A 21,919-nucleotide genomic window follows, 5' to 3' on the forward strand; every position below is an offset into this window, starting at 1 on the left:
GCCTTGGCTTTGGCAAAAATTATACGCACAAGCGCCACGAGTCTCCATCCTCGGTTACTCACGAGAGAAAGCCTTGACCATGCTCGACAGCAACGGCTGTGCTTTGGGTGGGCGATGCCGAGCGGATTCGTTATAGTCGTCATAACTGCGGCACTCAACAACGCTTTCTCATCAGTATGGCGCCAGGTTTACGGCGCACGGACATCGATCAATGCAGGCGCTACCCTTTGCCCTCGTGGCTATCATTTTCTATCTCGGCGCGGCCTCCTGGCAGGCGCTGACCCTATTCCGGCGCGTTCCTCGGCGTCCCGCCCTGGTACGCGGCGTCGGACTGCTCGCGGTGATCTGTCATACCCTGGTCATCGCCGTGCTGTTGCACCAGACCCAAGGTACCTGGCTCGGCCTGGCGCCCAGTCTGATCACCATCAGCGCGCTGATCGCGGTATTGCTGCTGCTCATGAGTCTGGCCAAGCCGGTTCTCAACGCCGCCATCGGCCTGTTCCCCCTGGCGGCGGGCTCCCTGCTGCTGGGCTTCGAACTGCCTTACCATCATCAAGCGGAGGCGATGGAACCAGGTATCGCGCTGCATGCGATCAGTTCGGCGCTGGCCTTCGCCATGCTGGCCATCGCTGCGGTGCAGGCGGTTCTTCTGGCAGTCCAGAACAGTGCCCTGCGCCATCATCGAATTCGTGGCATCATTCAGGCATTACCGCCGCTGACCACCATGGAGCGGGTGATGTTCGAACTGATCTGGGTGGGCATGGCGCTGCTTACCCTGTCGATCGTCAGCGGCTTTCTGTTTCTCGATAACGTCTTCGCTCAGCATCTACTGCACAAGACGGTGCTGTCTCTCGCCGCCTGGGTCATCCTGGCGGGTCTGCTGGTGGGTCATCACGTGCTGGGCTGGCGCGGCCTCAAGGCGGTACGCTGGACCCTGGTGGGTTATCTATTGCTGCTGCTGGCGTATTTCGGCAGCAAGTTTGTGCTGGAAATCCTGCTCAATCGCTCCTAGGCAGCGGGCAATCGTCTTGACACTGCCCGGGGGAATCCCTAAAAACTAGATGACATGTCATAAAGGATCCATCCATCTTGAGCGACGACTTCCCACTGGGACTGCTGTCTGGCCTACTCTTGCTGCTTATCTGTTTATCGGCGTTCTTCTCGAGTTCCGAAACCGGCATGATGTCGATAAACCGCTATCGTCTGAGCCATCAGGCCAATACCGGCAAGCGTGCCGCTCAACGGGTAATGCGGCTGCTGGCCCGACCGGATCGTCTGATCGGCGTCATCCTGATCGGCAACAACTTCGTCAACAATCTGGCGGCCTCCATCGCCACCATCATCGCGATCCATTATTTCGGCGACGTATCCGGCCCTGCCATCGCCACCCTGTCCCTGACCATCGTGGTACTGATCTTCGCGGAGGTCTCCCCCAAGACCTACGCCGCCATAAAGCCCGAACGCATCGCCTACCCGGCTTCCGTGGCGCTAGGGCCCTTGCTCAAGCTGCTCTATCCACTGGTGTGGCTGGTGAACATAATTTCCAACGGCCTGCTGAGACTGATCGGCGTCAAGAACGTGGCGGGAGACACCGGCCATCTGACCCGTGACGAACTGCGTACCGTGGTGCACGAAGCCGGGACCATGATTCCTCGCCGCCACCAGGCCATGCTGCTATCGATCCTCGATTTGGAAAACGTCACTGTCAACGACATCATGGTGCCCCGTCACGAGGTATCGGGCATCGATCTCGAGGACGATCTGGATACCATTCTGGGACAGATTCGCACCAGCCAACATACCCGGATTCCTGTCTACAAGGGCAATATCAATAACATCATCGGCATGCTGCACCTGCGTAACGCCGCGCGTTTTCTATCCAAGAAGGAAGTCACCAAGGCGGCGATCGTCCAGGAGGCTAGGGAGCCTTACTTCATTCCCGAATCCACGCCGCTGCATACCCAACTGCTCAACTTCCAGCAGCAGAAGCGCCGTATCGGCATCGTGGTGGATGAATACGGCGATATCGAGGGCCTGGTGACGCTTGAGGATATCCTCGAGGAAATCGTCGGCGAGTTCACCACCGACGTGGCCGGCATGCATCAGGAGGTGCATCTTCAGGACGACGGCAGCTATCTGATCGAAGGCACCGCCAGCATCCGCGATGTTAACAAAGCCTTGGGCTGGCAGCTGCCTACAGACGGCCCCAAGACCTTGAACGGCTTGATTCTCGAGCACCTGGAAGCCTTTCCCCATGGTCCGGCGTGCCTGCAGATCGGCCAGACACGCCTGGAAATCGTCGAGGTCAAGAACAAGTTCATCACCGCGGCGCGTTGCTGGCCCGTGAAAAGACGCCCCGCCAAGCGTGACTAGCCAAGTCCCTTCTTTAGATCAAGGGCCTTCATGCGCTTCCTGCGGATGCCGCCGTTCGCTGCGACTGGCCAAGGCGTTCAGAGCGTTGACATAGGCCTTGGCGGAGGCGATGACGATATCCGTATCCGCTCCCAGACCGTTGACGATTCGCCCGCCGCGTTGCAGCCGAACGGTCACCTCCCCCTGGGAATCCGTGCCGCTGGTAATGGCATTGACCGAATAAAGCTCGAGCTCCGCCTGGCTGTTCGCGACCTGCTCGATGGCCTTGAAGACCGCATCCACCGGACCGCTGCCCTGGGCGCTTACCATTCGATCCTCGCCGTCCTGCTGCAGGACTACCTGAGCCAGCGGCGTTTCGCCGGTCTTGGAAGTCACCTCCAGGGAAACCAGCCGAAAGCGCTCCGCTCGTACCGCCGCCCGGGTATCCGTCACCAGGGCCTGCAAGTCCTCATCGAAGATTTCGTGTTTCTTGTCCGCCAGCTGCTTGAACAGGGCGAAGGCGGCGTTCAGCTCCTCGTCCGAGGCGAAACGCACCCCCAGCTCGTTGAGCCGCGAGCGAAAGGCGTTGCGCCCCGAGTGTTTGCCCAGCACGATGGCGTTGGTATGCCAGCCCACGTCTTCTGCAGCCATGATCTCGTAGGTTTCCCGGTGCTTGAGCACACCGTCCTGATGAATGCCGGATTCGTGAGCGAAGGCGTTCTTGCCGACGATGGCCTTGTTGGGCTGTACGGGAAAGCCGGTGATCGTCGAGACCAGCCGCGAGGCGGGCACGATATATCGGGTCTCGATACGGGTATCTACCTCGAGAATATCCTGGCGAGTACGCACCGCCATGACGATCTCCTCGAGGGAGGCGTTGCCCGCCCGCTCTCCCAGGCCATTGATGGTGCATTCCACCTGACGGGCGCCGGCGGTCACCGCGGACAGGGAATTGGCCACCGCCAGCCCCAGATCGTTATGGCAGTGCACGGAAAAGACCGCCTTGTCGCTATTGGGCACGCGGCGAATCAGTTCCCCCATCATCTCGCCGAAGGGAATCGGCAAGGCGTAGCCCACCGTGTCGGGAATGTTGATGGTGCCGGCGCCGGCATCGATGGCCGCCTCGACGATGCGGCACAGAAAATCCAGCTCAGAGCGCCCGGCGTCCTCGCAGGAAAATTCCACATCGTCGCAAAGTGAGCGTGCTTTCTTGACCGCCGCTACCGCCCGCTCGATCACCTGGTCCGGTTCCATCTGCAGCTTGTGGCGCATATGAATCGGACTGGTGGCGATAAAGGTATGAATACGCCCCCTCGCCGCGCCGGCCAAGGCCCGCCCGGCGGCGTCGATATCCTGTTCGATGGCTCGGGAAAGCGAACAGACGACGCTGTCTTTGACCGCCTCCGCCACCGCCTTGACCGCCTCGAAATCCCCGAGACTTGCAGCGGCGAAACCGGCTTCCATCACGTCGACCCGCAGCTTTTCCAGCATCAGGGCGATGCGTACCTTTTCGTCGCGGTTCATGGAAGCGCCTGGTGACTGTTCCCCGTCGCGCAGGGTGGTATCGAAGATGATCAACGGCTGCTTGCTCATGGCATCGACTCTCGGCAGATGATGGAAAGTATGAACCAAAAGTGAGGCTGGCGATGTTCGAACCGAAGAGGAGGCCAAGGCTCGGATGATTTTGGTTCAGGATCGTTCTAGCGTAGCCGATGCCGACGACGATACCCACTGCTGAGCCTCCTCCTGAAGAGAGCGAACCCGCCATTCGAGGATTTGTCGCCGTGCCAGGCGCGGATCGATCGGCTCACCGAAATAGACTCCAACACGAGCGCGAAAGCGCCGCGGAAAGTGCGCCAGCGCCGGACCATGACGATAGGAAGTCCAGGAACCCCACAGCCCGGCGGTGCCTACCGGCACCACCGGTACCGGATCCCGGGCCAGGATCATGTCCAGGCCCCGACGAAAGGCCTGGGTCTCGCCGGTGCGGGTCAGACGCCCTTCCGGAAAGAGCATGACCACCTCGCCCTGGCGAAGCGCATCGCTGACTTTCTCCAAGGAGCGCCGCAGGCCGCCCGGGTCTCGCCGCTCCGAATCCACCGGAATGGCGCCGGCCAGACGAAAGAGCCAGTTCAACCAAGGGGATTCGTAGATCGGCCGATCCATCAGGAAACGCAGCGGTCGGGGACTTGCGCCGCCCAACACTAAGGCATCCATGAAGCTGACATGATTGCAGATGACCAGGGCGGCACCGCGCGCCGGCACGTGATGGCGTCCTCGGAAGCGCAGTCGGTAGATCAGATGGATCAGCGCGAATACTCCCAACCGCAGCACCCGTCGCGACCAGCGCAGCATGAAACCGAGCCCCAGCGCCAGCGCAATGGCGGAAAGTCCCAGCAGATAGTAGCGCAGTTCCAGCCTGTGCAGCCCATAGGCCACGAAACCCGCGGCGAAACCGATGGCCAGAGCGCTGACGATATGGTTGACGGCAATGGTGCGTGCCCGCAGCTGTTCGTGACTCGTCAGCAGAATCAAGGTATGTAACGGCATGAGATACAACCCGCCTCCCAGGCCGATCAGGAAGAAGCTCGTCAACAGCGGCCTGGCGGTTTCGATCAGTACCGACGCCGGGGTCTCGACCAGGGGCGGCAGAGGAAGGCCCGCCAGCCATACTCCGGCAAAACCGCTCAACAGCGCGCCTAACGGAACCAGGCCCAGTTCCAGGCGTCCGGAGGAAAATCGTACGCAAAGCAGCGCTCCGCTCATGGCGCCAAGCAGCAGTAACGACAGGAGCAAACCCGGAGCAGCAAAAAACTGCTTTGGCGAAAAATGGATGGCGCTCAGCGGTATCGCCAGATAGCAGATCGCCAGAAAATAGAAGCCGCCGATGCCCACCAGAGCGAGCCACCACTGCGGTGCTCGGGCAGCACTACGCATCAATCGTCGAGACCCTCCAAGAGCCGGAGACACTCGTGGATCGCCACGACCGGGGGGCTGCCCGCCGATTTGCCCTGCGGTAATACCAAAACTGGTCAGCAGGCTCAGCAGGCCGACACTGGCCAGCACAACCGCACCACTCCGATAGGCTTCCGGTTCATTTAGACCGTTCCATAGTCCGCAGCCGACTGCCAGACCAAGCAGCAGAGCGAGCCAGGTGCCCAGGCTCAGCCAGGCGCTGCCACGTACCAGTTCCGCCGAAGACAGCAGCTGGGCCAGTGACGCCTGAATCACCGGAACGAGCAAGGTCGTTTGAACGCCCAGCAGCGGCAGCAGGAAGTACAATGTGAACGGATGATGAAACCACAGCCCTATTGCGGCGATCAGCAACAGCCCCCATTCAAGGGCCTTGAGCCGATGCAGCAAGCGATGTTTGTCGACACGATCCGCCAGCTCCCCGCCCCAGGCGGAAAGCAGCAGACTCGGCAGCAGGAAGGCGCTCAAGACGAGACTCGCGACAAGTGACCCGGCCGCCGGCGCGATACTCCAGGTCATCATGGCCGTCAAGCCAGCGGCGAAGGTGCCCAGGACATAAGTACAGAACAAGGAAACAAAGGTCCGATGAATGAATAACGCTGGCTTCACGGCGTCTCCGGCAATCGCCTCAATCCAGCCAGAATCGTTTTCAGCAGCTGCTCGAGCAGATCGTTGACGTCCAGCGGCTGATCCTGCCAATATCCCAGACGCTCGTTTAGCCCCAACTGAACCAGACCGTGCACGCTTCCCCACAGGGTTTTCGCCAAACGTTTGGCTTCCGCGTCCTCCAGGGCAGGCTGATATTCTTTCAAGGTCGCCTCGACTCGCACGAACAGGTCTTCGATCATAGCGTTCTGGCGCTGATCGAGTTCTCCTTCCTGGGCCAGCGGGTAATCGAATAGCAGCTGCCAGCGATGGGGCGCCGACCGGGCAAAATGCCAATACGCTCGTGCAAGAGCCTTGAGACGAGGCTGCGGTGCAGCATCCTCGAGGCTTTCCACCGCTATTCTGAGCTGTGCAAGTGTTTCCACATTGACGTATTGCAACAAGTTGCTGAAGCTACCGTACAACTTCAAAAGTGTACTGGGCGCACAGCCCACGTCGCGCGCCAGGGCTCGCAGCGACAGGGTATGCACCGGATGCTCTTTCAGCCAGGCATCGCTGGCCTGCATCACCTGCGCGTGCAGCGCTTCAGGCGAATGCTGTCTAGGACGTGCCATCGGCTTCCCCGTGATTTCAATGCGCAAGACGGCCAGGAGAGCCGATCGCGAACAGTGTTTTCCTATCAGCATATCGCCCCCCGGGCCAAACGCAAGCATTCAAAGCATTGACCAGGCAACTTAATACTTTACGACGATTTCTTTACCACGTTGCCTAGTCGGATTTCCTAGAGCTGGCTGGGGCAACGTCTTCGAGGAGGCTCAATGGCAGGTCGTCTATACATTCCCATGCTGGAGCTTTCTCCCCTGCTGCCGGGGCTGGTGACTCACGCCCCCTTGATGACCAGCGTCAACCAGGCGCCGCGCCGCCCGCTGTCGATGATTCGTCAGGAAAGCGGCAAGCCGTGCCTGACCGCCGCTTTCTGGGGACTGACCCCGCCCTGGCTCAAGGTGCTCGATCACGCGCCCCACTGCGCTCGAGCGGAAAGTCTGACGGAACGCAACATGTTCAGCGAAGCCTTTCAGGCTCGGCGCTGCCTGATTCCTGTCAGCGGCGTCTATGTATGGAAACCGCAGCCGCGCTGGAAGCAGCCCTTTCTGGTGACTCGGATAGACCGTGGCCCCTTGCTGCTGGCGGGAATCTGGTGTCGTTATCACACGACCTTGAGCGCATACAACGATTCCACTGCCTTGATTACCGCGCCCAGCAATGCCTTGCTTGCACCGCTCAGCGATCGCCTGCCGGCGCTGATTGCGCCGGAACAGGCGGCGACCTGGCTGGCGCCGAGCACGCCGCTGGAGACGCTTTCAAGGATGCTTTCTCCAGCGCCAATGGAACTGTTGGGCGCTTTTCCGGTATCAAGAAGGGTCAACGACCCAATGTGTCAGGACTGGAGCTGCGCGCACCCCACCGGCTCCATGCTACGTTGGCAGCCCGTTCAGGAGACATGATGCTCAATCGTTTTTCGATATCCCCGCCTTCCGCTGCCGTGTTTTATCCGGCGCGTTTTCGTGCACTCCTGCCCAAATGTCGGAGCGGCACGCTCACGACACTGGCCGTTATCGCTCTGTTGGCCCTTGCCAGCCTTCCGGCGCTTGGCGCCTCACAAAAGGATAGCAATTCGGATAGCCAAAGGACCCCCATGCTCAAGATCAGCCAGCAGGATAGCCGCGACTATCGCCTTATCACCCTCGACAACGGTCTGACCACGCTGCTGGTCAGCGACTCGGAGGCAGACAAGGCGGCAGCGTCGATGAACGTGAGCGTCGGCAGCGCCGGCGATCCAGACGATTTGGCGGGTCTGGCCCATTATCTCGAGCACATGCTGTTCCTCGGCACCGATCGCTATCCGGAAATCGACGCCTATCAGAAGTACATCAATAGCCACGGCGGCAGTCACAACGCCTTTACTGCTCCGCGGGACACCAACTACTTCTTCGATATCGAACCGGACGCCCTGGCCGGCGCCCTGGAGCGTTTCAGCCGCTTCTTCATTGCTCCGCGCTTCAACGCGGATCAGTTGGAGAGCGAGCGCAACGTTGTGCATTCGGAGTATCAGGCTCGACTCCGAGATGACAGCCGCCGCGAGAATGACGCTCTGCACCAGATACTCAATTCGGAAAACCCTACCACCGGTTTTTCCGTGGGTAGCCGCGAAACCCTGGGGGATCGTCCGGAAGGCGAGCCTAGCCTGCGCGAGCGAGTGATCGATTTCTATGAAAACCACTACGGCGCCGGGGTCATGAACCTGGTGGTCATCGCTCCGCAGCCTTTGGACGAACTCGAAGCCCTGGTGAGAGACAACTTCAGCGAAGTGCCAAACCGGGGGCTCGAGCGGGAAACGATCGAGGCGCCTCTGGTCGAGAAAGAGGTACTGCCCGTGGCGCTGGCGGTCAAGTCACTCAAGGAAAGCCGCCGAGTCAGCTTCCTGTTCCCGATCGCGGACCCGCAGCAGGATTACGCCATCAAACCCGCGAGCTATCTCGCCAACCTGCTGGGTCACGAAGGCACCGGCAGCATCCTGGCGGTACTGCGGGAAGCCGGCCTGGCAGATGGGCTTTCCGCCGGGGTGTCCCGCAACGACGGCCGGCATGCGTTTTTCACCATCGATGTCAGCCTGACCCCGGAGGGTGCCGAGCAGCTTCCCCAGGTGCAGGCCACGTTGTTCGAAGCCGTCGACCAGCTCCGCCAGCAAGGGCTCGAGGACTGGCGCTACGCGGAGCAGGCGGATATCGCCGAGCAGGAGTTTCGCTTTCAGCAGCGCGGCTCGCCGCAGCATACCGCGACCCGGCTGGCCATGAACCTGGCCTACTATCCCGCCCGGGACGTGCAGTACGCGCCCTATCGCATGGACGGTTTCGACGCCTCGCTGATCGAGTCATACCTCGACAAGCTGACGCCGGACAATCTGATTCGCGTCTATCGCGGGCCGGAGGTGGCGGGCACGGACACGTCGCCCTGGTTCGACGCGCCCTACCGGGTCGAACGCCGGGTGGACTGGACGCAGGCTCAGGCGCTTGCGGGACTGACGCTCCCGGAATCCAACCCTTTCATCCCCCAGGATCTGACGCTGCTGGATGCTCAGGATGAGGCGCCGACGCAAATTCTCGAGCGTGACGGTTTCGCCCTGTGGCATCAGGCCTATGCGGGCTTCGACTCGCCCAAGGTAGAATGGCGTTTCAGCCTGCAGAACCCACAGGCTGCCGCCAGCGCAAAGGATGCTGCCCTGACCCGGCTGCTGGCCGGCTGGCTGCGGGATAGCCTGAGCGAGACCTTCTACCCGGCCCGACTGGCAGGACACGGTTTCGATGCTTATGCTCACGCCCGAGGCATGACCTTGAGCTTTTCCGGCTGGCGGGACGGCCAGGCGCCGCTGATTCGCAATACCATTGATCAGCTCATCAACGCCGATATCGGTGATGCCAGCGTTGCCCGGGTGCGCTATCAGCTGGCGCGTCAGTGGCGTAACGCCCCCCAGGAACCGCTCTATCATCAGGCCAGCCGAGTGATCGGGGAACTGTTGCTGCGTCCCCAGTGGCCGCGTCAGGCCATGCTTGACGCTCTCGACGGCCTGGACGCGGAAGACCTGCGCGACTATCGTCGGCGCTTCCTCGAGGATCTGCGCATCGAGGCCATGGCGGTGGGCAATCTGAACGCGGAACTGGCACGAGAAGAAGGATTGATGGTCGCAAAGCGTCTCGAGCCGAGCCTGGATGCCTCGCGCATTCCCGAGCTCGAACCGCTTGACGTCAGCGCGGATCTGCCAGTGATCCACCCGGACAGCGACCGTCAGGACTCCCTGGTACTGCGCTATCTTCAAGGGCCGAGTCGTGCTCTGGACGATCAGGCCAATCTGTCGCTGCTCGGACAGTTGATAGCCACACCCTTTTATACTGAGCTGCGCACTCGCAAGCAGCTTGGTTATATCGTTCAGGCCGGCTATCAGCCGCTGCTCGAAGCGCCGGGGGTGAATCTGCTGGTGCAGTCACCGAGCGCTTCAAGCGAGGAAATCGGCACCCACATAGATGCCTTTCTCGAAGAATTCTCGGGCTATTTGTCGACGCTGGATGAAGAGACCCTGGCGCCGCATCGCCAGGCGGTGCGCGACCGCCTGTTGCAGCGCGCCACCTCGCTAAGCGAGCTGACCAACCGCCATTGGCAGGCGCTCGCCCGAGGCGACACGGATTTCGATCATCGCCAGCGCCTCGCCGAGACGGTCATGACGACTTCACCGGAAGCACTGCGTCAGGCCTGGCAATCGCTGATCCAGGCACCGGAGGTTCGCGTCGTCTTCGACCAGGACGATGCGCCCAGCGATCTGGTAGAGCTTTCGTCGCAGCTTCAGGCGCTGTCTTCTGGAGCGGAAAGCTGATCGCCAGGTCTTGACTTACCGGCAAGCTTACCCACCGACAAAAGGCCCGGGACGCTCTCCAGGTTCCGGGCCTTGCTTTTCAGTAGGTTTTCGCCTTGCCGTCAGTCAAACGCCTGGGCCGGCATGATAGCTTCCACGTGCATGACCAGTTCCTCGAGAATCTGCCGTTGGCGATCGTCCAGGGGCGCCTGATTAAGGCGCTCGATTTCCCGGGCGAAGCCCTTGAGGGTCAGGTTGGTGAGACTCGGATCGTTCATGCGTGCCCAGCGGAAGGCTTCCCACTGGGCCTGCTCGTCGCCGCTCAGGGTATCCGGATAGCTGCGGGCACGGTAGCGAAAGAGCATCTCCTCCAGCCGTGGATCCTGGAAGGCGAATTTCATCTCGCCCAGCTCGGAAGGATCGCTATCCCGCACTCGCTGCATCTGCTGACGATCCGCCGCGGAGAAGAAGCCGCCGGAATAGAGCATCAGGTCCGGGTCTTGAGAACCCTCGCCAAACCCCTCTGCAAAGACCTGGGCAACCTGACGCGCGGCATCGGGACGCGCCGCCAGGGTCTTCCAGTGGCGCTCGCAGGCCTCCCGGTCCAGACCGAGACGCTCGGCGACCTCAGGAGTGACGGTGTTGATCGGCAGCAGCACCGGACTCTTGTTGATATGAATGACCTTGAGAGGAATGCGCGTCTCGCCTTCCGGCAGATCCTCGGCGCCGACGAACACCCGAGCGCGGATCTGATCCACGTCGAGCTCGAAGAGCGGCGCCGGATCCACGGACAGATCGAAGACGATCACCCCGTTAGGATTGGTGGGGTGCTCCGCCAGAGGCACCACCATGGCGCTGCATCCCCGGCTGGCGGGATAGCGCCGCGACACGTGCAGCATCGGCTTGCGAGTGACGATATCGATCTGCTGGGTCACGAAACGCTTGTTGCGCAGCTTGAGCAGATACTCGAAAAAGGCAGGATTGCGGGTCTTTAACAGACGCGCCAGAGCAATGGTGGCACGCACGTCCGCCAAGGCGTCGTGAGCCCCCGCATGCTCGATACCGTTGGCCTGGGTCAGATGCTCGAGCTTGAAGCTGGGGGAGCCGTCTTCCCGGTTCGGCCACTCGATACCTTCCGGGCGCAGCGCGTGATAGGCGCGCACCGCGTCGATCAGGTCCCAGCGGGAATTGCCGCTCTGCCATTCCCGGGCGTAGGGATCGATGAAGTTGCGGTAGAAGAGATGCCGACTGACCTCGTCATCGAAGCGCAGGCTGTTGTAGCCCAGGCTGCAGGTACCCGGCTGGCTCATCAGCGCATTGATGGCGCCGGCGAACTCCGCTTCCGGCACGCCGCGCCGCCGCGCCTGCTGAGGCGTGATACCGGTGATCAGGCAGGCGTCGGGGTGCGGCAGGTAATCGTCCGCCAGCTTGCAGTAGAGCATCACCGACTCATCGATCTCGCGAAACTCGCTGTCGGTGCGAATGGCGGCGAACTGTACCGGGCGATCCCGCCGCGGGTCCGCACCGAAGGTCTCGTAATCATGCCACAGGAAGCTAGCGGGTGCGCCGTTGTCGGGCTGCGCCATGGGAGACTCTCCGGCCAGGTTCAGCTCTTGGGCAGCGTCACGTTGAGCTCGAGCACGGAACAGTCGTCGTCTCGGTCCAGGCTGATATTGATCGCATCCCGGTCCACCTGCACGTAGCGCCGGATCACCTCCAGCAGCTCGCGCTCCAGCATGGGCATATAGTCCGGTTGATCCCGCTGACTACGCTGATGCGCAACGATGATCTGCAAGCGCTCCTTGGCAACCGAAGCGGTCTGTTTACGCTCTCCCTTGAGGAAATCCAGCAGTTTCAATTTCGGCCTCCTCCGAACATGCGGCTTAGCAGGCTCTTTTTCTGGTATTCGTGAAAACGCAGCGGCACGTCCTCGCCAAGCAAGCGAGACACGGTGTCCGTATAGGCCTGCCCCGCGTCGCTTTTCATGTCGTGAGTCACTGGCACCCCTTGGTTGGAGGCGCGCAGCACCGCATCGGACTCTGGAATCAGGCCGATCAGATTGATCGACAGTATTTCGCGGATGTCCTCGAGATTGAGCATATCACCCATGTTCACCCGGGAAGGATTGTAGCGAGTGACCAGCAGATGCTCCTTCACCGGATCCAGGCCGTGCTCGGCACGGCGCGTCTTCGAGGCCAGAAGCCCCAGAATCCGATCGGAATCTCGCACGGAAGAGACTTCCGGATTGGAAACGACGATGGCCTCGTCCGCGTAGTACATGGCCAGCTGGGCACCACGTTCGATACCTGCTGGGGAATCGCAGATAATGTAATCGAAGTCTTTCCCCAGGGTTTCGAGAATCTTCTCGACACCTTCCGTGGTCAGGGCATCCTTATCCCGAGTCTGGGAAGCGGGAAGAATATGCAGGTTGTCGACGCGCTTGTCGCGAATCAATGCCTGATTGAGATTCGCCTCGCCCTGAATCACGTTGACCAGATCGTAGACCACTCGACGTTCGCAGCCCATGATCAGATCGAGATTGCGCAAGCCCACGTCAAAATCCACCACCACTGTCTTTTTGCCGCGCAGCGCCAGCCCGGTGGCAATGGCCGCAGCGCTTGTTGTCTTGCCGACCCCACCTTTTCCTGAGGTCACTACTATGATCTTGGCCAAGATAAGCGTCCTGTGACTAAAAATGTAATGCTTGCGTTAACGACTGATTAACCATTTAGCGGTGAGATTGTCAATTGATCGTCGCTCAAACGCACCTGTACCGAGCGTCCCAACAGTTGCGGCTCGATATCTTCCATGCGCTTGTAGTTTCCCGCTACGGACAGCAACTCCGCGTTCAACTCATGACAGAAAATCCCCGCCTGAGTATCACCGAGGATGCCCGCCAGCGCGCGACCGCGCAGCGGGCCGTAAACGTGTACGCTGCCGGCAGCCAACACTTCGGCTCCGGCATTCACCGCGCCGACCACCACCAGGTCGCCGCTCTGAGCGCTCAGCTGCTGCCCGGAGCGCACCGTACCGCGAAACACCCGACCACCGCTGACGGCGCTAGATGCGTCGATTTTTGCAACCACCGGCGGCTCGACCGGCGTGACGCTCTCGAGCTCCCGAGAACGGATCTCCTGAGGCGGAAACCAGCCCAGCCCCAACGCCCAGGCGGACTGCTTGACGGGTTCCGCCCCGCCGCGCACGGCCACAGGCAATAGTTTGTGATCACGACACACCGCGCAGATACGCTCGAGGGCGAGGTGCGTTTCCTTGAGTTTTTCCACGCCGAGGACTACCGGCGTGTGTTGAAAGAACGCGGGGGACCGATTCAGTTTATCGGTCAGCTGGCTCCGAATATGCTCGGGATCGGCGCTGGTCAATTCCATGACCGTCATGGGCAGCATACCGCCCTTAAAGGTAAATGCCATGCTTGTCCTGTCCAGATTAAGACCCATGGCCGGACTCCAGGTCGGATGATAAAAAGGGTAACGCTAAGCGAGGCGAGGCGCCTGTGCAACTGGTCATAAAACCATCCTTCTATTGTGTCAGTGTCTGCGCCATAAGGCACGTATCGCTGGTCGAGAACGAGATACTTTCGCCCTCGAACCGCGCATGCTTATATAGAGGCTTTGCGCGTTTTCATCGACTTACTTACCGTTCGCGCTGCCAGGAGGGTCAATGTCAGGTTGGATTCGTCGTTTACTGGGCCCGCGATGGCAACATCCCGATGCTCAGGTACGCCAGCAGGCCACGCAACGTCTCGATGCGAACAAGCCCAAGGATCGCCAACATCTGGAGCAGCTTGCTCTGGATAAGGATGCCAGCGTACGCCACGCAGCTCTGGCGCTACTCAAGGATCCTTATCGGCTGCTTGCGCTGATGCATGAGAAAGCCACGCCGGAACTTCGTCAGCGCCTGGCAGCGCTGCTATGCCGAGGCGATGAAGGGCTTGAGCTGTCGGAAAGACGCGGGCTGATAGATACGCTGGACGATCCGCTGCTGCTCGCTACCATTGCCTTCGAGGGCGACAATCAGCAGCTGCGTCTCGACGCCTTGGCGCGGCTCGACGATGAAGCCATGCTGATTCGTCAAGCCTGCGACAACGGTATCGCAGCGGTGCGTCACGCAGCTGCCGAGCGGGTCGAAAGCGATGAAGGGCTTGCCCATCTGGCTCGCTACGCCAGGCGCGATCGACAGGTCTCACGTCGTGCCAGGGAGCGCCTCGATCAGCGGCGTGAGGACGCCGCTCAGGTCGAAGCGGCGCAGCATAACCGCGAACGCCTGCTGGAATCTCTGGAACAGCTGGGCCGGCAAGCCTGGGAGCCGCTGTATGCGGGGCGCTATCGTCATCTGGTGCGCCAGTGGAAAGCCCTCGAGGACTGGCCGGATAACGATCAGTTGCAACGCTACCAGAACGCCTGTCTCGCATGCCGCAAGACCCTGACGGATCACGAGGCCCAAGCGCATAGTCAACAGACGGCCCGGCAACAGCGCGAGGAGGCGGACCGTACCCGCCGAACCCTACTGAACGCACTGCAGGAAAGCCTGGAGAACCTGCGCAAGAGCGACAGGATCAGCGCTCAGGATCTGCATAGCCTGGCGGCTCAGAAACGTCTGCTGGCCGATCGCTGGCAGGATCTGTCCGATCGCCATCCCCCGGAGGCCGAACTGCAACGACACTACAACGCTATTCTCGAGGAACATGAGCGTATCGCCCAAGCCTGGGAGCGGCAGGAGCGGCAAGCTCCTCTCCTCGAACAGGCGTTGGGAAACGACGATATGACCGCCATTCACCAGACATTGGAGGCGTGCGCCTGGCCGGATACGCTGCCCCCGACCCACTTGCTCGAACGGGCACGTAGGCGTGTTACCGGCGCGGGTATCACGCCGGCGGATACCCAGGCTCTGGCAACGCATATCGATGAGGAGTTGGCCACCCTCGAGCAGCATCTGGCGCGAGGCAGATTCAAGCTTGCCAATCGCGCGCATCAATACCTGCGCAGCCAGCTCGACAGCGCGCCACAGGAAATCCAGCAGCGATATACACCGTCCTTCAAGCGGCTGGGTGCGCAGCTTGCGGAGCTTCGAGACTGGCGTGGTTTCGTGGCGGCGCCCAAACGCGACCAGCTATGCAAGGCACTAGAGGCCTTGTCCGAGGACCAGTCGTTGAGCGATGCCATGCTCGATCATCGCCATCGCCAACTGGTCAAGGAATGGAAGGAACTCGATGACGCCGCCGCCAATCGCGAAAAGTCTCAGCGCTTTCGTGCCGCCTCGGATCGGATTCACGAGCGACTGAAGGGTTGGCGCGAATCTCTCGACCAACAGCGTGAACTCAATCAGCAGGCTCGCGAAGCCTTGTGCGAACAGCTTGAAGCTCTGCTGGCCTCCCCGGATGACAGCGCCGATCCGGACGCCCTGCGCGAAATTCGCAACCGGGCTCGGGAACAATGGCGCTACCATTCACCGATCCCCCGCCAACAGGCCGCCGCCCAAGGCCGGCGTTTCCGACAGATCATGCACGGTTTGCAGGCGCTGATCGATCAGCGCGCCCGGCAGATCGCCGAGGCCAAACGTGAGCTGCTTGCTCAGGCCCAGGCGCTGGAAACCTCGTCCCTGGACGCCGGTCAGCGCGCGGAACAGGCCAAGACCTTGCAGCGCCGATGGCGGGAGCTGGGTCGCGCGCCCAAAGGGGAAGAGCAAACTCTCTGGCATGAATTTCGACGGCTGTGCGATCGAATCTTTGCCGGCCGCGATGCGCAGCGCGAAAACCATGCCCAACTGGCCAAGGAACGCCTGGACGCCATGCAAGCCTTGATCGATCGCCTGGACATCTGGCAGCCGAGTGCCTATCAGGATCACAGGATACTGGCAGAATTTCAGGCGGAGGCGGAGACACTCGAACCACTGCCGGCGGGACGCCGGACAACAGGCATGCGCAAGCGCTGGACCGGTATTCTGCGAGCCCGGCGCGATCAACTGCAGCAGTTGGCGGTAGGCGAAGAAGTCAGCCGCTGGCAAGCCCTGCAGGAACTGCTCCAGGCACATCTGGAGGCGGATCAGGCCGCCTTGAACGGCGAGTTGCCGCCTGAGGTTTCACCGATTTCAGCGCTCCAAGGCGATATGCGCTGGGCTCACGAGCAGCGCAATGACGCCCGTAGAGGGCTTGGTGACAAGGATCGAGCCCAGTTGGATGCAGAGGTCGAAGACAGGCTGCAACGGCTACGTATCCATCTGGCGGTGCTTGCGGGTTACCGAATCCCGCCGGAGGACGAACCCCTGCGTCTGGCAGTACAGGTCGAGCGGATCAACAAGGGGCTGGGGCGCGAACACGATTTTTCTCAAGAAAGCCTGCCCTCGGATGGCCTACCCCAAGAGCTACACCGTGTACTGCGCGAACTACTGGCCACCGGGCCGATATCCACTGGTCTTTGGGAACGCGAGGCGGTAGAGCTCAATGCGGCATTGCATCATCTCCTTGCCCAGTCGTCGCACCGATCCTGACAGCATTCCATAAAAAAGCGCGGGACCATAAGTCCCGCGCCAGTGCTTTCCATGATTATCGATAAACGGAAGATCAGCCCATGAATTGACCGCCATTGATATCCAGGTTGGCCCCGGTAATAAAGCCGGATTCCTTGTGCGCCAGAAACGCCACGGCTCGGGCAATTTCTTCCGGGGTACCGTAACGCTTGACCGGAATGGATTCTCGGATGGCCTCACGCACCTTTTCAGGAATCTTCATGATCATGTCCGTGGCGATATAGCCCGGCGATAGCGTATTGACGGTAATCCCCTTGGTAGCGGTCTCCTGAGCCAAGGCCATGGTCAAGCCGTGCATCCCTGCTTTAGCCGCGGAATAGTTGACCTGGCCGAACTGACCCTTGCGGCCATTGATGGAAGAGATATTAACGATGCGTCCGTATCCATCGTCGAGCATGTCGTTGATCACGCTGCGGCAAGTATTGAAGGCGCTGGTGAGGTTGGTATCCAGCACTTCCTGCCACTGCTCGAAGGTCATCTTCTTCATGGTCGTATCGCGCGTGATACCAGCACAGTTGACCAGTACGCTGATCTTTCCATGCTTGTCGCGAATTTCCTTGACTGCCTCTTCACAGGATTCAAGACTGGTGATCTTGGCGCCGGAAATATCGATGTTATCGAAGCCATCCGACTTCTGCTGCTCTAGCCATTTCTGAGCTTTTTCCGGATTATTATAGCCTGCGATGACTTGGTATCCCTCCTTGGCCATGAAGCGACAGATTTCGGAACCAATACCACCGGTGCCTCCGGTAATCCAAGCGACAGGTGCTGTACTTGTCATGGTTATCCCCCTGATAGCCGACAGATTTAAAGCTGGCAAGTCGTATTAAACACCAACCTTCAAGAACGCGAATACCGACAACCGGCATTCACCTGCAGTATGGACCGAGACAAGGCTGATTGGCGAATCCTTGTTTCATTCCACCTGTTTTCCTATGACTCGAGTGTAACTTCTTCTCGCAGAAACGCTAAAATATATCAGAATCTCTAGGATTATCGTTTAGCAACTGCTTACGTGAAGTTAGCTTAAGAAAGATACTCTTGTAAAATTTTCAGTTCTATCTCTCGTCTTTCTACGACCGTTTTTCTAATCCTTTTCTAAAACAATGCGTAAAATACCCACACGTAAATAATTAGAGGAATAACTAAAAATGACGTATAGACCCCTTTAAGGGTAGACACTACCACTTGAATTATTGATACGTTTTTCCTGCATGTCTTAACCCGGATATTGCACCGGGCCGGCCAGACGCTCCCAGATTCCAGGCTCGGTGGGGATGATGGCGATCGGGGTTGAGATTGGCTATTTCTTGATCAATTTCCTGGCTTCAGGGCGCACTTCCCCCAACCCCCATGTCTTTTCTGTGCCGGGGACAGCACGCTGCGACGCTATCCCGGCACCAACTTGCTGGCCAGCGTCAGGAAAAGGTCTTGCTCGGGATACTGGCTGCTCAGCATCAACCGGATAGTGCGCGTGTTGCGGGTAATGACGGCGCCGATCTTCAGCAGCTTCAGGCGGATGGTGTTGACCTGGGCTTGGGCGAAGGCGGTGCGTTTGAGGTAAACCCGACGCATCCGTTCCAGCAGCAGGTAGGCCAGCCCCGAGAGCAGCAGCCGGTACTGGTTGGGCCACCACTCGTGACAACTGGTGCGGTCGGAGAACAGGAACTGCTGCTCCTTGATGCGGTTCTCCATCTCGCCCCGGGCGCAGTAGCGATTATCGTAGAGCCATTCGGCGCTGCAACCCCGCAGGTTGGTGACCACATAGCGGGTGTTGAAGCCGCGCCGTGTGGTCTCGGACTTGACGATCACCTGTCGTCGGCGTTTGTTCCAACTGCCGGCGGCGTACTTGATGAAGCCGAAGACACGCTGCTTCTCCCAGGTCTTCTCGAAGCGGATGGCCGACGCGTAGTCGATGTCTAGAGCCAGCTTGGCCAGGCGCTGGTTGCCGGCGATGCCGATGATGTAATCGACGCCGTGGCGGTCGCACCAATTGAGGATCAGCGGGCGGCAGAAGCCGCTGTCGCCACGGAAGACGATCTTCACATCGGGCCATGCCTGGCGCAGCCGCCGGACCAGCAGAGCGAGGATGGCACCGGCGTGGTGAGCGGCATCCAGCGAGGCCGGGCGCAGGTAGCTGACCAGCAGCTGATCACCACAGAACACGAACAGCGGCAGGAAGATGTAATGGTCGTAGTAGCCGTTGAAGTGCCGCCCGAGCTGCTGGCCGTGCACCCGGTCATCGGTGGCATCGAAGTCGAGGTAGAGCGGCTTCTTGGGCGGCTGCCGGAACGAACGGATGAACTGCTCGATCATCTCCTCGTGGATGGCGACCGCCCAATCCCGGCCGGCCTGCTGTTCGAAGCGACACAGGGTCGACTGGCTGGCCAGCACGCCATCAGTATTGACGGCGGTCTGTAGGGCGATGTCATGACGCAGGGCATGGTGGTCGTTGAGATCTTCATAGCCCATCGCCAGGCCGAACACGCGTTGCCGGACCAGAGTTTCGGTGCGATGCAGGCAGCGCTGCGGGTCACGATCATCGCTGATCCGGCGGGCGACGGCGCGAGTCAGGCCCACCTCACGATCCATCTGCCGCAGCAGCAGGATGCCGCCGTCGGAGGTGACGTCACCGCCATCGAAGCTGGCGAGGATCTGACGGCCTTTGCAGCGTGGAAAGGCGGCGGTCGGCGTGGTACATTTTGTCATGGCGGCTGAGTCGGTTGGTTCTTGTATAGGAGCTTGAATTATAACCGATTTTCAGCCGCTTTTTGCATGTCTGGTGCAATATCCGGGTTAACCAGCCCGCTACGTGCCTGCCTCGCGGGTCGCGATGGGTCCAATGAATGACGCCGCCTCGGGAGTTCCACTCGTATTCCCCAAAAAATTCCACGCGGTCACCCACTTCCAGCGCCTTGATACGTGGCGCCAGATCGATATTGTGGGCGACCAGGACGGTTTGTCCGCTATCGAGTTCCAGGATGAAACGCTGGTGGCGCGACCCCTTGAGATCGTCCGGCAGCACATGAACCACGACACCCTCGCCTTCGACCTGGAGATCGCTTTGTCGATTGTCATAGGCGTTTTGCAAGGCGCTGGAAGTGGCCGATGAGGACTGCCATGTCAAGGAAAATCCGCTTTCCTGCAGATAGCCGTAGCCGAGAAATGCCAACAGAAACAATACAGCAAATCTCTTCATGACAAGCTAGCCCCTCAGACGTGATCTAGTCCGCGTTGTGCTGCGGCTTGGCAGACGCTCCGCGCTCCACTTGTGCCTGCCAGCGCGGCCGGGGAGTCCCGGCTTCCGGCGCCGGCCAGCCTTCTCGCTGAGCGCCACGGTCGCCATCCGTCGTTTCGGTCTGATCGTGAAACAGCTGAACATTCGTTTCATAAGGCATATCGATACGCGCCTCGTCCAAGGCTTCCTTCATGGCCTTAATGATGGAGGCATGCACCTGGACCACGTCCGCTCGGCGACTGTGGGTCCACCAGCGAACCCGAATCGTCACCCAGCTGGCGGCGAGATCCCAGGGTAGCGCTTCCGGTGCGGGCTCTTTTTCCACCCCAGCCACGCCGGCCACCGCCTTGCGTATCACCGCACAGGCCTTATCGATGCCATCGCCGTAGCCGATGCCGATATCATACTGGCTGCGGCGTTTCTCATGCGCCGTTTTGACCAGGACCGCATTGGTGTATATATCGCTATTGGGTACCACGATGCGCTGACCGTCGTAGGTCTTGATGATGGTCGCGCGGTTCTCGATGCGTTCGACGGTGCCCTCATGGTCATTGACCCTGATCTGATCGTCGATATTAAAGGGCTGACGCAGCAGAATGAGCAGACCCTCCAGCCAGTTCTGCAGAATGTCCTTGAAGGCGAAGCCGATTGCCACGGAACTGACTCCCAGCCCGGCAATCAGGTCTCCCGGTTTCAGGGTGGGTATCACGATGGTGGCGGCGAGCAGAAAACCGATCAGAATCACCACCCATTTCACGAACCCGCCTAGCACCTCACCCAGATTGTCTCGCTGCTTGCGCGTCGATTGCCGCCGAATCAGATGGCGAGCCAACAATCCCAAGCCATAGAACAAGATCAACAGCACGACCGCCACTATGAGATTGGGCAGCAGCCGGATGGCACCATCGATCCAGCTGTCGATACGCTCGATGGAAGCGCCAAAATCCATATCCATCTGTTGAGGCGTATCCTGGAGCCCTGCGGTACCTGCCTGGGAGCTCGCTTGCTCTGCCATTTTGTCTCCATATCCCCAATCATCTGATGGGGAATCCATGGTTATTCTTATTTGTCCTGAGACCAATCTACCGACGTCGTATCGTTTATCACAACTATTCCTGACGGGTATGCTGGTCTATCGTGAAAGCACCGTTCGGGAATGCTTCCCGCAAACCAGGCCACGAGGAACGTGCATGAAATACACCAAACAGATACCCCCCCTTCGCTCCTGTTCGTTTTCCCAGCACCGCAAGTTCGCTCTCTTTGCCGGAAATTTTCTGAAGCACCCTCGGATGCTGGGCTCGATCATCCCCAGCTCGCCGTTTCTGGTCAGGCGTCTGCTGAGGCGTATCGACTGGCAACAGGCCAAGGTGCTGGTGGAATACGGACCGGGCATCGGCACCTTTACCCAGCAGATCCTGCGCCGCATGCGCCCGGACGCCACGCTGATCGTGCTGGAAACCAACCGGGATTTCGTGAACTACATCAAAGAGGTCTATCCGGACCCGAGGCTTGAGGTGGTGCATGGCTCCGCGGCGGATGTCCAGCGCGTTCTTCGGGAGCGCCATATCGACAAGGTCGATTACGTACTGGCGGGCATTCCTTTCAGCACCCTGCCGGGCGACACGCGGGAAAACATCCTGCACGCTACCCGACAGGTCATCGTTCCCGGCGGCGCCTTTCTGCTCTACCAGTTTTCCCCCAGTACCCTGCCCCAGCTGCGAGAAATATTCTCGAAGGTGACCCACGGGTTCGAGCCGATCAATTTTCTACCCGCGCACTTTTACCAGTGCACGCCTTGATCC

General features: G+C 60.1%; 17 protein-coding genes. 6 read left to right on the forward strand and 11 right to left on the reverse strand.

What is annotated here, in order from left to right:
• Nucleotides 1–211 precede the first annotated feature (211 nt).
• Both FGL86_RS01395 and FGL86_RS01400 read left to right on the forward strand, forming a co-directional pair.
• Complete coding sequence (locus tag FGL86_RS01395; RefSeq protein WP_147182928.1) at nucleotides 212–1,012, forward strand: cytochrome C assembly family protein; 801 nt, start codon at nucleotides 212–214, stop codon at nucleotides 1,010–1,012.
• A 77-nt stretch (nucleotides 1,013–1,089) separates the two neighbouring features.
• Nucleotides 1,090–2,373, forward strand: a complete 1,284-nt coding sequence (locus FGL86_RS01400; RefSeq protein WP_147182929.1) for an HlyC/CorC family transporter — start codon at nucleotides 1,090–1,092, stop codon at nucleotides 2,371–2,373.
• 18 nt (nucleotides 2,374–2,391) lie between these two features.
• Here FGL86_RS01400 and FGL86_RS01405 read toward each other — a convergent pair whose 3' ends face one another.
• The 3 genes from FGL86_RS01405 to FGL86_RS01415 form a co-directional block, all read right to left on the reverse strand.
• Nucleotides 2,392–3,945: a 2-isopropylmalate synthase gene (locus FGL86_RS01405; protein WP_147182930.1), complete on the reverse strand. Its 1,554-nt coding sequence runs from the start codon at nucleotides 3,943–3,945 to the stop codon at nucleotides 2,392–2,394.
• A 96-nt stretch (nucleotides 3,946–4,041) separates the two neighbouring features.
• Complete coding sequence (locus FGL86_RS18050) at nucleotides 4,042–5,934, reverse strand: MFS transporter (RefSeq protein WP_147182931.1); 1,893 nt, start codon at nucleotides 5,932–5,934, stop codon at nucleotides 4,042–4,044.
• Entirely contained in the window at nucleotides 5,931–6,545 is a 615-nt protein-coding gene (locus FGL86_RS01415; RefSeq protein WP_147182932.1) for a TetR/AcrR family transcriptional regulator, read from the reverse strand. The genes FGL86_RS18050 and FGL86_RS01415 overlap by 4 nt, the downstream gene beginning before the upstream one ends.
• Nucleotides 6,546–6,749: 204 nt before the next feature.
• Here FGL86_RS01415 and FGL86_RS01420 point away from each other — a divergent pair, with 204 nt between their 5' ends.
• Both FGL86_RS01420 and FGL86_RS01425 read left to right on the forward strand, forming a co-directional pair.
• Nucleotides 6,750–7,436, forward strand: a complete 687-nt coding sequence (locus FGL86_RS01420; RefSeq protein WP_147182933.1) for an SOS response-associated peptidase — start codon at nucleotides 6,750–6,752, stop codon at nucleotides 7,434–7,436.
• A 191-nt stretch (nucleotides 7,437–7,627) separates the two neighbouring features.
• Nucleotides 7,628–10,357, forward strand: coding sequence for an insulinase family protein (locus tag FGL86_RS01425; RefSeq protein ID WP_246131704.1), 2,730 nt, complete (start codon nucleotides 7,628–7,630; stop codon nucleotides 10,355–10,357).
• Between the two features lie 101 nt (nucleotides 10,358–10,458).
• Here FGL86_RS01425 and sbcB read toward each other — a convergent pair whose 3' ends face one another.
• The 4 genes from sbcB to minC are packed head-to-tail and all read right to left on the reverse strand — an operon-like array spanning nucleotide 10,459 to nucleotide 13,791.
• On the reverse strand, nucleotides 10,459–11,922 hold the full coding sequence (gene sbcB / locus FGL86_RS01430; RefSeq protein WP_147182935.1) for an exodeoxyribonuclease I: 1,464 nt from the start codon (nucleotides 11,920–11,922) through the stop codon (nucleotides 10,459–10,461).
• Between the two features lie 20 nt (nucleotides 11,923–11,942).
• On the reverse strand, nucleotides 11,943–12,194 hold the full coding sequence (minE, locus tag FGL86_RS01435; protein ID WP_147182936.1) for a cell division topological specificity factor MinE: 252 nt from the start codon (nucleotides 12,192–12,194) through the stop codon (nucleotides 11,943–11,945).
• Entirely contained in the window at nucleotides 12,191–13,009 is an 819-nt protein-coding gene (gene minD, locus FGL86_RS01440) for a septum site-determining protein MinD (RefSeq protein ID WP_147182937.1), read from the reverse strand. Before minD ends, minE begins: the two co-directional genes overlap by 4 nt.
• A gap of 47 nt (nucleotides 13,010–13,056) precedes the next feature.
• Entirely contained in the window at nucleotides 13,057–13,791 is a 735-nt protein-coding gene (minC, locus tag FGL86_RS01445) for a septum site-determining protein MinC (protein ID WP_147182938.1), read from the reverse strand.
• 223 nt (nucleotides 13,792–14,014) lie between these two features.
• Between minC and FGL86_RS01450 the strand changes: the two genes are divergently transcribed.
• Nucleotides 14,015–16,840 carry a DUF349 domain-containing protein gene (locus FGL86_RS01450; RefSeq protein ID WP_147182939.1) on the forward strand — a complete coding sequence of 942 codons (2,826 nt, stop codon included), beginning with the start codon at nucleotides 14,015–14,017 and terminating at the stop codon, nucleotides 16,838–16,840.
• 73 nt (nucleotides 16,841–16,913) lie between these two features.
• Here FGL86_RS01450 and phbB read toward each other — a convergent pair whose 3' ends face one another.
• The 4 genes from phbB to FGL86_RS01470 form a co-directional block, all read right to left on the reverse strand.
• Nucleotides 16,914–17,660 (reverse strand): acetoacetyl-CoA reductase, encoded by a 747-nt coding sequence (gene phbB / locus FGL86_RS01455; protein WP_147182940.1) that lies wholly within the window; start codon nucleotides 17,658–17,660, stop codon nucleotides 16,914–16,916.
• 608 nt (nucleotides 17,661–18,268) lie between these two features.
• The gene (locus tag FGL86_RS01460; RefSeq protein WP_147182695.1) at nucleotides 18,269–19,588 is read right to left on the reverse strand and encodes an IS1380 family transposase; all 1,320 of its coding nucleotides are present in this window, start codon (nucleotides 19,586–19,588) and stop codon (nucleotides 18,269–18,271) included.
• On the reverse strand, nucleotides 19,509–20,078 hold the full coding sequence (locus tag FGL86_RS01465; RefSeq protein WP_147182941.1) for a DUF3465 domain-containing protein: 570 nt from the start codon (nucleotides 20,076–20,078) through the stop codon (nucleotides 19,509–19,511). The genes FGL86_RS01460 and FGL86_RS01465 overlap by 80 nt, the downstream gene beginning before the upstream one ends.
• Nucleotides 20,079–20,103: 25 nt before the next feature.
• Nucleotides 20,104–21,132 (reverse strand): mechanosensitive ion channel family protein, encoded by a 1,029-nt coding sequence (locus FGL86_RS01470; protein ID WP_147182942.1) that lies wholly within the window; start codon nucleotides 21,130–21,132, stop codon nucleotides 20,104–20,106.
• A gap of 175 nt (nucleotides 21,133–21,307) precedes the next feature.
• On the opposite strand from FGL86_RS01470, the gene FGL86_RS01475 reads away from it, so the two are divergent.
• Entirely contained in the window at nucleotides 21,308–21,916 is a 609-nt protein-coding gene (locus tag FGL86_RS01475) for a class I SAM-dependent methyltransferase (RefSeq protein ID WP_147182943.1), read from the forward strand.
• The last annotated feature ends 3 nt before the right edge of the window (nucleotides 21,917–21,919 follow it).

The sequence above is a fragment of the Pistricoccus aurantiacus genome (assembly GCF_007954585.1).
In the GTDB taxonomy this organism is placed as follows: Bacteria; Pseudomonadota; Gammaproteobacteria; order Pseudomonadales; family Halomonadaceae; genus Pistricoccus; species Pistricoccus aurantiacus.

What these genes read in the sequence shown, in the direction of transcription:
- FGL86_RS01395 (WP_147182928.1), top strand. Translation starts at nt 212, where the DNA reads ATGCAGGCGCTACCCTTTGCCCTCGTGGCTATCATTTTCTATCTCGGC.
- FGL86_RS01405 (WP_147182930.1), bottom strand. Translation starts at nt 3,945, where the DNA reads ATGAGCAAGCAGCCGTTGATCATCTTCGATACCACCCTGCGCGACGGG.
- FGL86_RS01415 (WP_147182932.1), bottom strand. Translation starts at nt 6,545, where the DNA reads ATGGCACGTCCTAGACAGCATTCGCCTGAAGCGCTGCACGCGCAGGTG.
- FGL86_RS01420 (WP_147182933.1), top strand. Translation starts at nt 6,750, where the DNA reads ATGGCAGGTCGTCTATACATTCCCATGCTGGAGCTTTCTCCCCTGCTG.
- FGL86_RS01425 (WP_246131704.1), top strand. Translation starts at nt 7,628, where the DNA reads ATGCTCAAGATCAGCCAGCAGGATAGCCGCGACTATCGCCTTATCACC.
- sbcB (WP_147182935.1), bottom strand. Translation starts at nt 11,922, where the DNA reads ATGGCGCAGCCCGACAACGGCGCACCCGCTAGCTTCCTGTGGCATGAT.
- minC (WP_147182938.1), bottom strand. Translation starts at nt 13,791, where the DNA reads ATGGGTCTTAATCTGGACAGGACAAGCATGGCATTTACCTTTAAGGGC.
- FGL86_RS01450 (WP_147182939.1), top strand. Translation starts at nt 14,015, where the DNA reads ATGTCAGGTTGGATTCGTCGTTTACTGGGCCCGCGATGGCAACATCCC.
- phbB (WP_147182940.1), bottom strand. Translation starts at nt 17,660, where the DNA reads ATGACAAGTACAGCACCTGTCGCTTGGATTACCGGAGGCACCGGTGGT.
- FGL86_RS01460 (WP_147182695.1), bottom strand. Translation starts at nt 19,588, where the DNA reads ATGACAAAATGTACCACGCCGACCGCCGCCTTTCCACGCTGCAAAGGC.
- FGL86_RS01465 (WP_147182941.1), bottom strand. Translation starts at nt 20,078, where the DNA reads ATGAAGAGATTTGCTGTATTGTTTCTGTTGGCATTTCTCGGCTACGGC.
- FGL86_RS01470 (WP_147182942.1), bottom strand. Translation starts at nt 21,132, where the DNA reads ATGGCAGAGCAAGCGAGCTCCCAGGCAGGTACCGCAGGGCTCCAGGAT.
- FGL86_RS01475 (WP_147182943.1), top strand. Translation starts at nt 21,308, where the DNA reads ATGAAATACACCAAACAGATACCCCCCCTTCGCTCCTGTTCGTTTTCC.